Origin of the sequence: Labrys sp. KB_33_2, from assembly GCF_052114505.1 — a bacterium.
Taxonomy (GTDB): Bacteria; Pseudomonadota; Alphaproteobacteria; order Rhizobiales; family Labraceae; genus Labrys.
Genome location: NZ_JBFREW010000007.1, coordinates 62,107 through 77,075 on the forward strand (window position 1 = coordinate 62,107; position 14,969 = coordinate 77,075).

11 protein-coding genes are annotated in these 14,969 nt (G+C 63.1%); 5 read left to right on the forward strand and 6 right to left on the reverse strand.

All coding sequences use genetic code 11. The annotated features are described in order from the left end of the window. Window positions 1–66 precede the first annotated feature (66 nt). A complete protein-coding gene (dusA, locus tag AB4037_RS14280) occupies window positions 67–1,053 on the reverse strand; it encodes a tRNA dihydrouridine(20/20a) synthase DusA (RefSeq protein WP_441771959.1) in 987 nt (328 codons plus the stop codon). Window positions 1,054–1,562: 509 nt separating this feature from the next. Between dusA and AB4037_RS14285 the strand changes: the two genes are divergently transcribed. Beyond that, complete coding sequence (locus AB4037_RS14285; RefSeq protein ID WP_441771960.1) at window positions 1,563–2,930, forward strand: outer membrane protein; 1,368 nt, start codon at window positions 1,563–1,565, stop codon at window positions 2,928–2,930. Between the two features lie 273 nt (window positions 2,931–3,203). On the opposite strand, the gene AB4037_RS14290 is transcribed toward AB4037_RS14285, so the two are convergent. Further along, window positions 3,204–4,142 carry a LysR family transcriptional regulator gene (locus AB4037_RS14290; protein WP_441771961.1) on the reverse strand — a complete coding sequence of 313 codons (939 nt, stop codon included), beginning with the start codon at window positions 4,140–4,142 and terminating at the stop codon, window positions 3,204–3,206. A 116-nt stretch (window positions 4,143–4,258) separates the two neighbouring features. Here AB4037_RS14290 and AB4037_RS14295 point away from each other — a divergent pair, with 116 nt between their 5' ends. From AB4037_RS14295 to ade, 3 genes are all read left to right on the forward strand, one after another. Further along, complete coding sequence (locus AB4037_RS14295) at window positions 4,259–6,055, forward strand: adenine deaminase (protein WP_441771962.1); 1,797 nt, start codon at window positions 4,259–4,261, stop codon at window positions 6,053–6,055. A 244-nt stretch (window positions 6,056–6,299) separates the two neighbouring features. Then, on the forward strand, window positions 6,300–7,703 hold the full coding sequence (locus tag AB4037_RS14300) for an NCS2 family permease (protein ID WP_441771963.1): 1,404 nt from the start codon (window positions 6,300–6,302) through the stop codon (window positions 7,701–7,703). Window positions 7,704–7,769: 66 nt separating this feature from the next. Further along, window positions 7,770–9,560: an adenine deaminase gene (gene ade, locus AB4037_RS14305; protein WP_441772107.1), complete on the forward strand. Its 1,791-nt coding sequence runs from the start codon at window positions 7,770–7,772 to the stop codon at window positions 9,558–9,560. A 24-nt stretch (window positions 9,561–9,584) separates the two neighbouring features. Here ade and AB4037_RS14310 read toward each other — a convergent pair whose 3' ends face one another. The 4 genes from AB4037_RS14310 to AB4037_RS14325 all read right to left on the reverse strand — a co-directional run bounded on the left by AB4037_RS14310 (window position 9,585) and on the right by AB4037_RS14325 (window position 13,942). After that, on the reverse strand, window positions 9,585–10,232 hold the full coding sequence (locus AB4037_RS14310; RefSeq protein ID WP_441771964.1) for a glutathione S-transferase family protein: 648 nt from the start codon (window positions 10,230–10,232) through the stop codon (window positions 9,585–9,587). A gap of 10 nt (window positions 10,233–10,242) precedes the next feature. Further along, window positions 10,243–12,009, reverse strand: a complete 1,767-nt coding sequence (locus tag AB4037_RS14315) for a Rieske 2Fe-2S domain-containing protein (RefSeq protein ID WP_441771965.1) — start codon at window positions 12,007–12,009, stop codon at window positions 10,243–10,245. 126 nt (window positions 12,010–12,135) lie between these two features. Then, a complete protein-coding gene (locus AB4037_RS14320; protein ID WP_441771966.1) occupies window positions 12,136–13,041 on the reverse strand; it encodes an aromatic ring-hydroxylating dioxygenase subunit alpha in 906 nt (301 codons plus the stop codon). A 34-nt stretch (window positions 13,042–13,075) separates the two neighbouring features. After that, window positions 13,076–13,942: an aromatic ring-hydroxylating dioxygenase subunit alpha gene (locus AB4037_RS14325; RefSeq protein ID WP_441771967.1), complete on the reverse strand. Its 867-nt coding sequence runs from the start codon at window positions 13,940–13,942 to the stop codon at window positions 13,076–13,078. A gap of 195 nt (window positions 13,943–14,137) precedes the next feature. Between AB4037_RS14325 and AB4037_RS14330 the strand changes: the two genes are divergently transcribed. Further along, on the forward strand, window positions 14,138–14,908 hold the full coding sequence (locus AB4037_RS14330) for a GntR family transcriptional regulator (protein ID WP_441771968.1): 771 nt from the start codon (window positions 14,138–14,140) through the stop codon (window positions 14,906–14,908). Window positions 14,909–14,969: the final 61 nt, after the last annotated feature.

A 14,969-nucleotide genomic window follows, 5' to 3' on the forward strand; every position in this document is an offset into this window, starting at 1 on the left:
CGCAGCATAGCGCCGCGGCGAGACGAGGCGATTCACTTTGACGGGAGCAACGGGTCGGCGGCCCGATCAGGCGGCCTTGGCCTCGATCGCGCGGCGGACATGCACAGCCGCCTCGAACAGCACTTCGAGCCCGGCTCCCGGCTTGACCGCCTCGGTGGCGAGGTGGCGCCGATAGAGCCGCGCGCCCGGCCGCCCCGGGAAGAGACCGATCATGTGGCGGGTGATAGAGCTCAGCCGCACGCCCTCAGCCAACTGCCCCTCGATATAGGGCGCCATCGCCTCGATGGCCTCGAAGCCGTCGGCGACAGGCGCGGCCACACCAAACAGCGTGGGATCGACGGCGAGCAGGATCTCGGGATTCTGATAAGCCTCGCGCCCCACCATCACGCCGTCGAGACGGGCGCGATGCGTGCTCCATTCCTCGACGGCCTTGATGCCGCCATTGATGGAGATGGAGAGATCGCGATTGGCTTCCTTCAGCCGATAGACACGGCCGTAGTCGAGCGGCGGCACGTCGCGGTTTTCCTTGGGGCTCAGCCCCTTCAGCCAGGCCTTGCGCGCGTGCACGATCAGGGCATCGACGCCGGCAGCCCGGACGGTCGCGGTAATGCGATCGAGTGCGACCTCGGGATCCTGCTTGTCGATGCCGATGCGGCACTTGACGGTGACGGGCAGATCGACCGCGGCCTTCATCGCGGCCACGCACTCGCCGACGAGTTCCGGTTCCGCCATCAGGCAGGCGCCGAACCGCCCCTCCTGCACGCGATCGGACGGGCAGCCGACATTGAGATTGATCTCGTCATAGCCGAAATCGGCGCAGATGCGGGCCGAGGTGGCCAGGTCCTTCGGATTGGAGCCGCCAAGCTGCACGGCGATGGGATGTTCCTCGCCGGAAAAGCCGAGCAGACGCTGCCGGTCGCCATGGATCACGGCACCGGTGGTCACCATCTCGGTGTAAAGAAAGGCCTTCGCCGAGAGGATACGATGGAAGAACCGGCAATGACGATCCGTCCAGTCCATCATCGGGGCGATGGAGAAGTCTCGTTCCAACATGCTGCTTTCGTCGCTCTTTCACACTCGCGGCACCCATCCTGAGGGCGTCGGGCCGCTGAGCGCCGCAGGCTCTTACAGCATTTTCCTGTTTTTTTCAAAGAGTTGATCGCCGTCCATTCAGCCGACGCGCTGGACATAATAGCGCGGGATCTGCCCTTTTCCTCATCTCGATAGAAATCGGCGCAGAAACGGCGCGAGATGTGCCGACATCAGGAAAGGAGCCATGACCATTCCGCTGAAGCCACCTCGACCAGACCGACACGCGCGTTCTGGTTGGCAACATGAAGAACCCAGGCGAGAAGGTCGGCAACGAAACCTGAAGCGATCTGGTGCCAGCAACCGCTTGAGCGTTGCTTGTTTCATAAGCAGTTTAAAAGGCCGCTCTGACTAAGCTGAATGGAATGTAACCTTGAAACTGCCATGGCTTTCGGCCGTTTTGGAATAATAGACTTTGCGTTTAGCAGTGCGCGATGCCATAATTCTCCGGCAATGCGCGGCTGGAGAGTTTCATGCGCCCGAATCGTGATGCCAAACATTCTCGATCAAAGATAGCCTATCAAGTATTATTGGCGACAACAGGACTTCTAGCCATCCCAATAGACGGACAGGCGCAAGAATCAACTGCTCTCTCCCTGTCCTCTTCGCCATCCTATTCTTGGTCCGGGGCCTATTTCGGGGCGCAAACCGGCGGCGGATGGGCGCGTGCTCATTACAGCCTGGGTCCTGCCACCCGAAGGCGACCGGCTCAACCAATCGACATGGCCGGCGGTTTGGCCGGGGTCTATGCGGGATATAATTTTCAGTCGGGCCCATTGGTGGCCGGCATGGAGGCTGACTTCGCAAAGACATGGATTCGCGGAGATCGCTTCGTCGTACCGCTCAATGCCATGTCCGTCGGTTCGCAGATCGATTGGAGCGTTTCCGTTCGGGGGCGGCTGGGATACGCGATCGGCAACTTCCTGCCCTATGTAGCCGGCGGAGTGACGTTCGCCGACGCAAATTTCCCGACCGTCCTGTATGGCGGGCAGGCACCCCGCAACGACCACCAGTCGCATGTCGGATGGACCATCGGCGCAGGCATCGAATACGGGCTATCCGAGAACCTGATCCTTCGCACCGAGTACCGCCATACCGATTTTGGCAAGAAATACGTATTCCGAACGATGCCCGATGGTTCCGCCGATCGCCCGGCGCAAACCTCAATCGCCACCGACGAGATCCGGGTCGGCATCGCCTGGAAACTTGGAGCCCCGTCTGGATGGGGCGAGCAAGCTCTTCCTTGGGCGAAACTCCCGCCCTTTGATTGGAGTGGCCCCTACGCCGGCGCCCAGGCCGGCTTCGCCTGGGAACGGTCCAGCTATTATCCGCTCACGGCAATATCGTCACGGGTTCAGTTGAACACGTCGACCACCGTCCCGTGGATTTTCGCCGGCTATAACTGGCAGGTTGGAAGGATCGTCCTGGGTGGGGAAGGCGACGTTCTCCTATCGAAAATCAACTCCCGCGGGGTCCTAAGGGATGCCCATGGCACACCCTACCCAGACTTCCAGGTCGCGTCCGCCCTGGATCATGCTTGGTCGGTTCGGGGTCGGCTCGGTTTCGCTTTCGGTCGATTTCTTCCCTACATTACCGGAGGCGTTGCCGGAGCCAAATTCAGTCATACCGTCGAGACCCCCTTCGAGCAGCGGAAGTTCAACCATCATTTCACGCGTTGGACGGCGGGAGCCGGGGTGGACTACGCACTTACCAATCATCTGCTCGTCAGAGTGGAATACCGCTACACCCCTTATGGAGAAGTCACTCCGCACAGAGGGCCTAGCCATATGGTCGACATCAGGACGGATGAGGTTCGCATCGGCGCCGCCTTCAAACTGTGAGGGCATGGGTCGCAACAGCCGAGGCAGTCTTTGAGCGCCGGCGACGGCGCATCTCTCGCCGAGCGGAGAGCTCCGAATATGCAGATGAAAGGGAAGTTCTCAGTACGGTTGTGGGACACCGCTTTCGCTGCTCTTTACGCCTCTAGAGCAAAGCGCGTTCACACGTGAACGCTTTTTTCTCTAACTCTTTGTTCCGACGCGTCTTTGCGATTCTCGGTGATTCCGAGAAATCACAAAACGCTTTAGCGCCCAACACGATGATATCGCCCGTCCTCAGCCGACGCGCTCGACATAATAGCGCGGAACCCGCCCCCTTTCCCGGTCGCGATAGAAATCGGCGCAGAAATCGGCGAAGGCCCGGAAGCGGCGCGAGACGTGGCGGCGCCGGGAGTATATCAGGTTGATCGCAGTCTCCGGCGAGCGCCATTGCGGCAGGACAGGCGCGAGCAGGCCATGCTCGCATTCGGTTTCGACGAAGAAGCCGGGCAGATAGGCAATGCCTTCGCCAGCCACCGCGAAATATTTGAGCGTCCAGTAGTCGTTGGTCATGCAACTCACCGCCGGCAGGATGTCGGTCTCCGCGCCCTGTGCATCGGCGAGATACCAGGATTGCGGACGGGTGGGCTGGCGGAAGATCAGGCCGCGATGGCCGGCGAGATCGTCGGTCGTTTCAGGCAGGCCGTGGCGGTCGAGATAATCAGGGCTGGCATAGAGCCCGTAGGAGGCCGTCGCCAAGCGGCGGCTGACATAGTCGATCTCGGACGGCTCTCCCCAGTGGAAGATACCGTCGAGAGCCAGTTCGGTGACATCCGAGAAAGGCTGGCGCGAAGTGAGGAACATCACGTCGAGCACCACCTGCGGATAGTTCTGGCGGAAGGCGAACAGCAGCTCGGAGGTGATGGTGGTGCCGAACTCGCCGGTGGAACCGACCCGCAGCGTGCCGGCGACCTCGTGGCGCATCTCGGCCATGGCCGTCGCCGCATCCTCGCAGCTTGCCTGGATGCGTCGGGCGTGACGCAGCAATTCGGAGCCGGCATCGGTCACGTGGAGGTGATGGCCTTCGCGCACGAAGAGTTCGACGCCGAACTCGTCCTCGAGTTGGCGGATGCGATGGCTGAGCGTGGATTTGGGCAGGCGGTGCAGCCGCGCGGCCGCTGAAATCGAGCGGGCATCCGCCACCTTCACGAAGCAATCGATGATGGAAAGATCCATGCCGGCCCCAATTTCGTTCAAAGAATTGGACGATCAGTTCATCGGATAGCCTAATTCGACCAGTTGTGTAAACGATCGGCGGCCGGAATACTCCCTTCCAATCCAGGGAGGTTTCAGTGACGGATATACGGGAGTTCATTCGCGCCGCGTCGGGCCACGGTGCCAAGGCGAGCCTGGCGGTTCGCGGCGGCCGGCTGGTCAATGTGGTGTCGGAGGAGATCTACAAGGCCGACATCGCCATTCTCGGCGATCGCATCATCGCCGTGGGCGATATCGCCGACCATATTGGGCCGCAGACCGAGATCATCGATGCCAGCGGCAAATATCTCTGCCCGGGCATGATCGACGGGCATCTGCATGTCGAATGCTCCAAGCTCTCGATCACCAGCTTCGCCAAGGCCGTCGTGCCGCTCGGCACCACCTCGATCGTCACCGGCCTCGACCAGATCATCGTGGTGGGCGGCCCGGCCGCAGCCCGCGAATTCCTCGACGAGGCCCGCCAGACGCCGCTGAAAGTGTTCTGGGGCGCGCCCTGCAAGACGCCATACACCATGCCCCGCTCGACCGTCGGGCATTATTTCGGCCCGCAGGATCACCTCGCCACCCACCACTGGCCCGAATGCGTCGGCATCTGGGAGACGGTGCGCGAGTTCATCCAGGAGGAGGATGCCGACGTGCTCAAGGCGATCGAGATCGCCGAGGCCAGCCGCCTGCCCCTGCTCGGTTGCTGCCCGATGACGCGCGGTGCCCGGCTCGACGCCTATCAGCAGGCCCGCGTGCGCGCCGACCATGAAAGCTACACGCCCGAGGAGATGCTGGAGAAGCTGCGCGCCGGCATGCATGTGGTGGTGCGCGAATCCTCGATCTCGCACTTCCTCTCCGACAATCTGCGCATCGTCACCGAAATGGGCGTGAAGGCCCTGCGCCGCATCAGCTTCTGCACCGACGACGTCGTCGCCAGCGACATCCTGGCGCGCGGCCATCTCGACAACATGGTGCGCATGGCGATCGCCATGGGCATCTCGCCGATGGCGGCGATCCAGATGGCGACGATCAACGGCGCCGATGCCCTGAGGATCGACGACAAGGTCGGCTCGATCTCGCCGGGCCGTGCCGCCGATATCCTGCTGATCAACGACCTGCGCGACTTCAAGATCGAGGCGGTGATCGCCAAGGGCGCCCTGGCGGCGCGCGACGGCAGGATGGCCGTCGATCTCGCGCCTCCCACACGCAGCGAGGCCCTGCTGCACTCGATCAAGCTCGAGCCGATCAAGCCTGAAGAAATCGCCGTGCCCGTCACCGGCGCCGGCGACAGTGCCGACGTCCTGGCGATCGCGGTAACGCCGGAGAAGATCTTCGTGCGCACGCGACGCGACGTGACGCTGCCGGTGAAGGACGGGCGCGTACAAGCCGATATCGGCCAGAACGTGCAGTACATCACCGTGGTCGAACGCTACGGCAAGACGCGCAACCGGCCCGTCGCCTTCACCTCCGGCTTCGGCCTGAAGGCCGGCGCCATGGCCAGTTCCACCGCCCCGGATGACAACAACATCATCTGCATCGGCACCGATGCCGAAGACATGGCCGTTGCCATCAACCATCTCATCGCCAACCAGGGCGGCCAGGTGGTGGTGCGCGATGGCAAGGTGCTCGAATTCCTGCATCTGCCGATCGGCGGCATCGTGGCGGATATCGAGCCTCAGGCGATGGCCGAGAAGGAATTGCGGCTCGACGACGCGGTGCGGAGCCTCGGTTGCGACCTGTCCTGGCCGTTCATGTACATGTTCGTGCTGCAGATCACTGCGATTCCCGACTACGCAATCACCGATCTCGGCATGGTCGATTGCGTCAACTTGAAGGTGATCTCGCCGCTGGCCGATGCGGCCGGCAAAAAAATCGAGGCGGCGGCATAACGCGCTGTCGAAGGCTTAGAGCCGCTCCACGAACAAGCAGGTTGATAAGATCGTCATCCCCGGCCGAGCAAAGCGAGGGGAAGGGGATCCAGGGGTTGAAGGGCTCGAATGATGGCCCCTGGATCCCCTTCCCCTCGCGCTCACAAGCAAGCTTGTGAAGGCTCGGCCGGGGATGACAAAACGCCGATCGCAAACGGCATCTGGTAACGACGGCAAGAACGACAATAATTCCTGGGGAGGAGAAATGGGCTATCAGACCGACATCGAAGCCAGACACGCAGGCCAGGGGCAATCCTGGCTCGCGGCTGCGCTCGACCGCTATTTCGGCATATCCAGGTTCGGATCGACGGTTCGCACCGAGATCCTGGCCGGACTGACGACGTTCCTGGCCGCGTCCTATGTCATCGTCGTCAATCCCTCGATCCTGTTGCCGGCCGGCATTCCCTTCTCGGCCGGCGTCACCGCCACCGTGCTGGTCAGCCTCATCGGCAGTTGCGCCATGGGGCTCTATGCCCGCAGCCCGATCCTGGTGGCGCCCGGCATGGGCATCAATGCCCTCTTCACCTATACGATGGTGCTGGGCGCCAAGGTGCCGCTGGAGATCGCGCTCGGCTGCGTGCTGTGGGCCGGCGTGCTCTTCACCATCATGGCGCTCCTTGACCTGCGCACGGCGGTGATCGAGGCGATACCGACAGACCTTCGCTATGGCATTGCCTGCGGCATCGGCCTGTTCATTGCGCTGATCGGCCTGGTCAACGCCAAGTTCATCGTCTCGAATGCCGACACCATCGTCGGGCTCACCCATTTCTCGCCCGTGACGCTCACCTTCATCTCCGGCTTCATCGTCACGGTGGCGCTGGTGGTGCGCCGTGTGCCCGGCGCCATGATGGCGGGCATGATCCTCACCACCCTTCTCGCCATCCCGATCGGGCGCTGGTGGGGGGATGGCGCTGCCTTCAATGCCGGCACGCCCGACCTGCACACGTTGGTCAATTGGAGCGGCCTGAGCGCGGCCCCCGATTTCAGCTTCGTCGGCAAGATCGATCTCTTCGGCGCTCTGCAATTTGCCTATGCGCCCTTCATCTTCGTGTTCCTATTCACGAATTTCGTCGAGGCCTTGTCGACCTTTCTCGGTCTCGCCGAAGCCGCCGATCTCAAGGACGAGAACGGCATGCCACGTAACGTCAAGCAGTCGATGCACGTCGATGCCGTTGCCGCCCTGATCTCGGCGCCGCTCGGCACCAGCCCGGCCACGGTCTATCTGGAATCGGGTGCGGGCATCGCCCAGGGCGGGCGCACGGGCCTGGTCGCGCTGGTCTCGGGCCTGCTCTTCCTGCCTTTCCTGTTCCTGTCGCCGCTGCTTTCGCTGGTGCCGGCCATCGCCACGGCGCCGGTGCTGATCCTCACCGGCCTGTTCATGTCCGAGCCGATGGGCCGCATCCAATGGTCGAGCATGGAGGATGCCATCCCGGCCTTTCTCGCCATCGTGCTGATCCCCCTCACCTTCTCGATCACGCTCGGCCTGTCGCTCGCGGTCATCGCCTATGTGCTGCTCAAGCTTCTGGCCGGCAAGCCGGGCGAAGTGAAGCCGGTGATGTGGTTCGTGGCGGTGCTTGCGGCCATGCTGGTCTTGCAGGTGCAATCCTGATGAGCCGCGCGGGTGGGCGTCACCACGCCCGCCCGTTTCTTCCCCGAACTGAAAGGACAGCAGGACATGCTGAAGCCCTGGTCTGAAATCGCGCCCCGGCTGGTCGACGTCGCCATGGGCCGGACACCGGCCGATCTGGTCATCCGCAACGGGCGCTGGGTGAACGTCTATTCCGGCGAGATCGTACCGGGAACCGACATCGCCATTTCGGCCGGACGCTTTGCCTATGTCGGGCCTGACGCCAGCCACACCGTCGGCCCTGAGACCAAGGTCGTCGACGCCACCGGCCGCTATCTCGTGCCGGGCCTGTGCGACGGCCACATGCATGTCGAAAGCGGCCTGGTCACGGTGACCGAGTTCGCGCGCGCCGTCATCCCGCACGGCACCACCACGATGTTCATCGATCCGCACGAGATCGCCAATGTGCTGGGCCTGCCCGGCGTCAAACTGATGAACGACGAGGCCCAGAGCCTGCCGATCAACATCCTGGTGCAGGTGCCGAGCTGCGTGCCGAGCGCCCCCGGGCTGGAACGCGCCGGTGCCGAGCTCAGCGCCGATGATGTCAGGCAGGCCCTGTCCTGGCCCAACATCATCGGCCTCGGCGAGATGATGAATTTCCCGGGCGTCGCCTCGAACGATGCCAAGATGCTGGCGGAAATCGCCGCGACGCAGGCGGCCCGCCTCACGGTCGGTGGCCACTATGCCTCCCCCGATCTCGGCCGCGCCTTTCATGCCTATGCGGCCGGCGGCCCGGCCGACGATCACGAGGGCACCACCGTGGACGACGCCATTGCCCGGGTGCGCCAGGGCATGCGCGCCATGCTGCGCCTCGGCTCGGCCTGGTATGACGTCGCCGCCCAGGTCAAGGCCATCACCGAACGCGGCCTCGATCCGCGCAACTTCATCCTGTGCACCGATGACAGCCATTCCGGCACGCTCGTCAATGACGGCCACATGAACCGGGTGGTGCGCCATGCCATCGCGCAGGGGCTGAAGCCCGTCACCGCCATCCAGATGGCAACGCTCAACACCGCCCAGCATTTCGGCCTCGAACGCGAGCTCGGCTCGATCGCGCCCGGCCGCCGCGCCGATCTCATCATCAGCTCCGATCTGGCGGCGCTTCCTGTCGAGATGGTGTTCGCCCGCGGAGAATTGCTGGCCGAGCATGGGGCCCTGACGGCGGAGATCCCGCGCTACGCCTATCCGGACAGTGCCTGCAACACGGTGCGCCTCGGCAAGCACCTGGAGGCTGAGGATTTCGATATTGCCGCTCCCGGCGCATCCGAGGTCACGGCCCGGGTGATCGGCGTGGTCGAGAACCAGGCACCCACAAGGGCGCTGGAAAGGAAGCTGCCGGTCAAGGATGGTATCGTCGGCATGAACAGGGCCGACGATGTCTGCCAGATCGCTTTGGTCGAGCGTCACCGCGCCACCGGCGAGGTGGTCAACGCCTTCGTATCCGGCTTCGGCTACACCAGGGATTGCGCCATGGCGTCCACCGTGGCGCATGACAGCCACCACATGATCGTCGTGGGCACCAACAAGCGCGACATGGCGCTGGCCGCCAACCGGCTCGGGGAAGTCGGCGGCGGCATCGTGATGATCAGCGAGGGCCGCGAACTCGCTTTGATCGAACTGCCCGTGGCCGGACTGATGTCTGACGAGCGGGCCGAGATCGTGGCCGGGAAGGCGAGCCGGCTGGTCGAGGCGATGCGCGACTGCGGCTGCACGCTCAACAACGCCTATATGCAGCACTCGCTGCTGGCGCTGGTGGTCATCCCGGAGCTGCGCATCTCCGATAGGGGGTTGATCGACGTCACCCGTTTCGCCGAGACCTCGGTGCTGGTGGAGGGTTAAGTCGGGCTCGAGGCGGCGTGCCGATCACGCCGCTTTCGCCGGGCCGGCGGGGAAGACGCCGGACATCACCGAAAAGCCCTTGATGCGCTTGACCCGATCGGACCAGCGGCGGATCGCCGGATAGTCCTGGCGGGGAATGCCGCCCTCCTCCGACAGCATCACATAGGGAAAGCAGGCAATGTCGGCGATGGTCGGCTTGGACGCGCCGCAAAGCCAGTCGCGTTTTTCCTGCTCGCCGAACCACAGATGCTCGTCGAGGATGCGGAACAGGCGATGGGCGCCTGCCCGCGCCGCCTCGACATCGAGTTCGTAGAAAAGGCCGTCATGCAGCCGCGCCGCCGAAGCCGTGGCGGTGATGCCGTCGGCGAAGGCAAGCCATTGGCTGATCTCGCCGAGCAAAGCCGGGTTGCCCTGTGGATACCAGCTGCCCCCTGCGTCATATTTGGCGGCGAGATAGACGAGGATGGCCTGGGCGTCGCGCAGCACCAGCCCGTCATCGTCGATCACCGGCAATTGGCCGAGCGGGTTGATCCTGAGGAACCAGTCCGACTTGTGCTCGCGGCCGGGATAGAAATCGACCGGCACCGTTTCATAGGGGATGCCGAGGATCCCCATCAGCAGGCGAAGCTTGTAGCAATTGCCCGAGAGTTCGTAGTCGTAGAGTTTGATCACGGCTTCAATCCTACAGATCGAGAATGAGGCGGGCGGATTTGGCGCGCGACACGCAGGTCATGATCTTGGTGCCCGATTTCTTCTCGGCCTCGGTGAGATAGACATCCTGGTGATCGGGCTCGCCCTCGATGACCGAGCACAGGCAGGTGCCGCAGGCGCCCTGCTCGCAGGAGGAGGGCATGTCGATGCCCGCCTCGCGCATGACTTCGAGGATGGTGCGGCCGGCCGACACCTTCAGCGTCACGTTCGAACGCGCCAGGGCGATCTCGAAGCTGGAGCTGTCGTCGATCGCCTTGGTGTTCTTGAAATACTCGAAATGCACCGCCTCTTCCGGCCAGCCGCATTCGGAGGCGATGGTGCGCGCCGCTTCCAGCATGGGGCCCGGGCCGCAGAGATAGAGATGCGTGTCACCGTCATAGGAGCCAAGAATTTCGCGCAGCTTGCCCGCCGTCGCTTCCGGGTCGAGCCCGAGATGCGGCACCAGCGTCGCTTTCAGAAGATCCAGGCGATCGCGAAAGGCAAGCTGTGACTCGTTCTGCGCGAAATAATGGAACTCATGCGCCAATCCCTGATGATGCAGCGCCTGGGCCATGGCCAGCATCGGCGTCACGCCAATGCCGCCGGCGATGAAGATGGTCCTCAAGGCATCCCGGCGCAGGGGAAAATTGTTGCGTGGATCGGAAATCGCCAGCACGTCCCCTTCCCGTACGCTGTCATGCAGGCAGGTCGAGCCGCCCTTGGAATCCCGCTCAAGCTTGACACCGATGACATAGCGGTCGCTCTCGCCTGGCCCATTGGTGATGGAATATTGGCGGATCAGGCCGTTGGGCAGGTGTACGTCGATATGGGCGCCAGGCTGGAAGGTCGGCAGCAGCCCCTTCACCGGACGCAGTTCGAAACCGACAATGCCATCGGCCGCCTGCCATTTGCGCGCCACCTCCACACGAATGGTGGCCTTGCGGCCATGCGCGGTGAGTTCGGGCATCTCCGCAAGCTCGGGCGAGACGCGCTCGATCACTGCCTCGAGGGGAGCCGGCGCCGGCCGGGCGGCGGCCTCGCGCTCCAGCCTGTCGCGCAATTTCGACAGAAGCTCGTTGTGATGACGCAGCACCACCAGGCGACCGGCCCCTTCCGGGATGGCATCGAGCACGCCCCGGATGACGGAGCGATTGGAATCGACCGGCTGCACGAAGAACACCGCCAGGGTCGAGTGCTCGCTCTCCTTCGAGTGCAGCGTCACGCTGAGCCCATCGGCGGCTTCGACCGTCACCTCCGCCACCGAACCCGTGACGGCGTCGTTCGGCTGGAAGCGATAGGCCTTCAGCGCTTCTGCCACCAATTCCGGCTGCGCATTCACCGGGATGCCGCGCAAGGCCAGGAAATTGCCTTCCGGCAGTCCGTCGATCTCCGGGACCTCGCCGAGCGGCTCCTCGGCCGACCAGATCAGGCCGTAGCGCTCCACCGAAGCGAAGGTCCGGTTGGTGATGGTGCGCGCCGGGGCATCGGCCGGATGGGCGGGGATATAGGTGCAGCCTGCCGTACGGTTGGAATAGCGCCAGCCGTGATATTGGCATTTGAGCTCGCGCCCGTCATTGATGCCGATCGACAGGCGCACACCGCGATGCAGGCAGCGGTTTTCCCAGATATTGACGTAGCCGTCATCGGCGCGCCAGACGGCGAATTCGCGGCCGAGCAACTGGCCATGGAAGACATGGCGGCATGGCAGCTCGTGAGACGCGGCAATGGGATGCCAGCGGGTCTTGGCGGTCTCAAGCATGGTTGTCTCCGGAATTCGGCAAAGCGTTTTGCGATGAGACGTAATCACGTCGAACCGCAAAGACGCGTCGAAACAAAAAGCTAGAGCAAATAAGCGTTCACGCCTGAACGCGCTTTGCTCTTGTCGTCAGGTCGCAGCCGGGATGACGCCATAGGTCACGCCCTTCTGGCTGAGCCAGCGGCGATAGGCGATTGCCGACTTGTCGGCACGGATCGGCGTTTCAGCCCTGGGATCGAGCGGCAGGCGCTTGGGGAACTGGTTTTCCAGGATCGGCTTGTCCTGCCCGAAGATGGTCTGCTGGAAACGCTTGATCACCTTGTCCTCGTTCTCCTCGTCAAGGACACACAGCATCATGTGCGCGCGGACATGCTCCTGGTCGATCGGCTGCAGGAAGACGGCGATCACGTCGCGCCGATTCTCGTCGGCCGGGCTCGATTTGTAGAGCACCGAGCAGAAGGGATGGGGCACGCGATAGACATAGTCGACATCGGCGCCGCCGGTCGAAACGGTTGATGCCATCGGCTGAAAGAAGCGGCAGCGCGTTGCCAGGATCTCGTCGCGGTCCACCGAGATCTCGACGTCGTATTCCTTCACTTCCGTATGCGGCTCCGCACCGAGGATGTCGGTGTGGACATAGGGAAAATGGCCCATGTCGAGGAAGTTCTCGATCGCGCGCGGCGCCGAGACATTGACGCCGACGGTCGCGGCATTGAGCCGACGGCGATCCGGCTCGGCGAATTCCGGGATGGGGAAGAGATCGGCGGGCGGGGTGCCGAGCGAGGTCCAGACATAGCCATAGGCGACCTTGACCGGTAGTGTGCCCTCCAGCGATCCGATATCGATGGCGTCGCCGAGCTTTAGTGTGGGCCGCGTGCGCCAGACGGCGGCATCGCCCCGCTCGTCGACGGCATAGCCGAGCCTCTCCTCGAGAAGCACGGTCTCAGCGACCCTGCCGGCAAGTGTCTCGACAACCGCCGCGAGCGGGTGCCACAGATTGAGCGTCACCAGATCCTTGCATCGTGTCTCGGTCATTGCTGTTCCTCTCATATCGCGGCGGCACAAGGCATCACGGCCGCGCCGGAATGGCGCCATAGGAGACCGAATGGTCCCTCAGCCAGCGCCGGTAGTGGATGGAGACGGCGTCGGCGCGGATCGGGGTTTCGGCACGCGGATCGAGCGGCAGCCGTTTCGGCACCTGGTTTTCCAGGATCGGCTTGTCCTGGGCGAAGATCAATTGCATGAAACCACGGATGGCGGCCTCACCAGTCCCGTCTTTCACATAGCAAAGCAGGGGGTGTGCAATGCAATTCTCCTCATCCACCGGCTGGACGAACAACACGATCACGTCCGAGCGATGCTTGTGCACGGAATTGCTCTTGTAGAGTGCCACCGTATAGGGCCTGATCACCTTGTAGACATACTCGACCAGGAAGCCACCCTGCGCTGAAGGCGAGGCGAAGGGCTGGAAGAACTTGCATTCGGTCGCCAGGATCTCATCGGCCTCGGTCACCCGTACATTGTAGGGCGCCACCTCCGTATGGGGTTCCTCTCCCAGGGTACCCGAATGCACGAAGGGGAGATGGCCCAGATCCAGAAAATTCTCCACCGCCCGCAGTCCAGAGGCGCGGACGGCGATCGAGCCGCCGGTCACCAGATAGCGATCCTCCTCCTCGGCTTCCGGCACAAGCGGGATGTCACGCTCGGGCACGCCCACGCATGCCCATAGAAAACCGTATCGGCAAGTCGAGGCGACCGGTTCACCATCGTGCTGGCGGATCACTCGCCAGCAAGCGCCGTCTCCGGAGCGGATATTCAACGCCACGCCCAGCAGGCGGGTTTGGAAGGGCTTGTCGGGTGCCAGGTTGGTCAGCTCGGCGATCACGTGCCAGTCGTTCAGAAGGAACCGGTCGCGACAAAGGGTTGCTGTGTTCATCGCACCCTCCCTTGGCTAGCTCTTCCCCATGAACCTAGCTCTGTTACGGCTCATTGGAACCACAGGATTGGATACCAATCAATTAAAAATTGCACAACAAAGAAGGATTCTTGATTGACACAGAGAGAGGATTGAATACCGATATAACGGAGGCAGTTCGCATATGGCGCGTTGCCGGCGCGGGAGGTAATGGGCATGAGCAGCCGCTCGCAGGCGATAGCCGACATCCTGACCCGGGCCATCATAGAGCACCGGCTGGTGCCCGGCTGCAAGCTCGGAGAGCGTGACCTCGCCGAGATCTTCGATGTCAGCCGCGTCGTGGTGCGCCAGGCCCTGATCCGGCTCGCCGATGACGGCCTCGCGCAGATCGAGCGCAATCGCGGTGCCTTCGTCGCCCGCCCCGGCATGCAGGAAGCGCTGGAAATCTATGACGCGCTGACGCTGGTGGAACAGGGCGTGGCGGCCCAGCTCAGCGATCGGCTGGGGCCGGCCGGCTGGGCCGAATTGCGCCAGCATGTCGAACGCCAGAGGCAGGCCATCGCGGCTGGCAATGATGCCCTGGCGGATGTCCTCGGCCAGGAGTTCCACACGATCTTCGTCCGCCTGAGCCGCAACAAGGTGATGCAGGATATTCACGCGCAGCTGGTCCGCCGTACCACGCTGCTGCGTTCGCTGGTCACCGCCGATTTCGACTATTGCAACCTGATCGACGACCATTCGCGGGTGATCGACCTGCTCGAAAAGGGTCGCCTCAAACAGGCGATGGAACTGATCGACACCCATCATCGCAGCGTGGTGCGCGGCTATATCATGGATCGGCAGGTCTTTCCCGAGTTGTCGCCGCGCGAAGCGCTGGCGCCCTATCTCGAGCACAAAGCCGGCGAAGCTTCGCAAGCCAGGCCGCAACTCGCCAGAAAGAGCAATGGTGAGGCGGCAAAACATCGTCACAGCCACACTTCGAAATAGACACTTCCATACAGACTCGGCAACAAGCCGGGCAATCACCGAGCCAACAGAGGGACTGCCA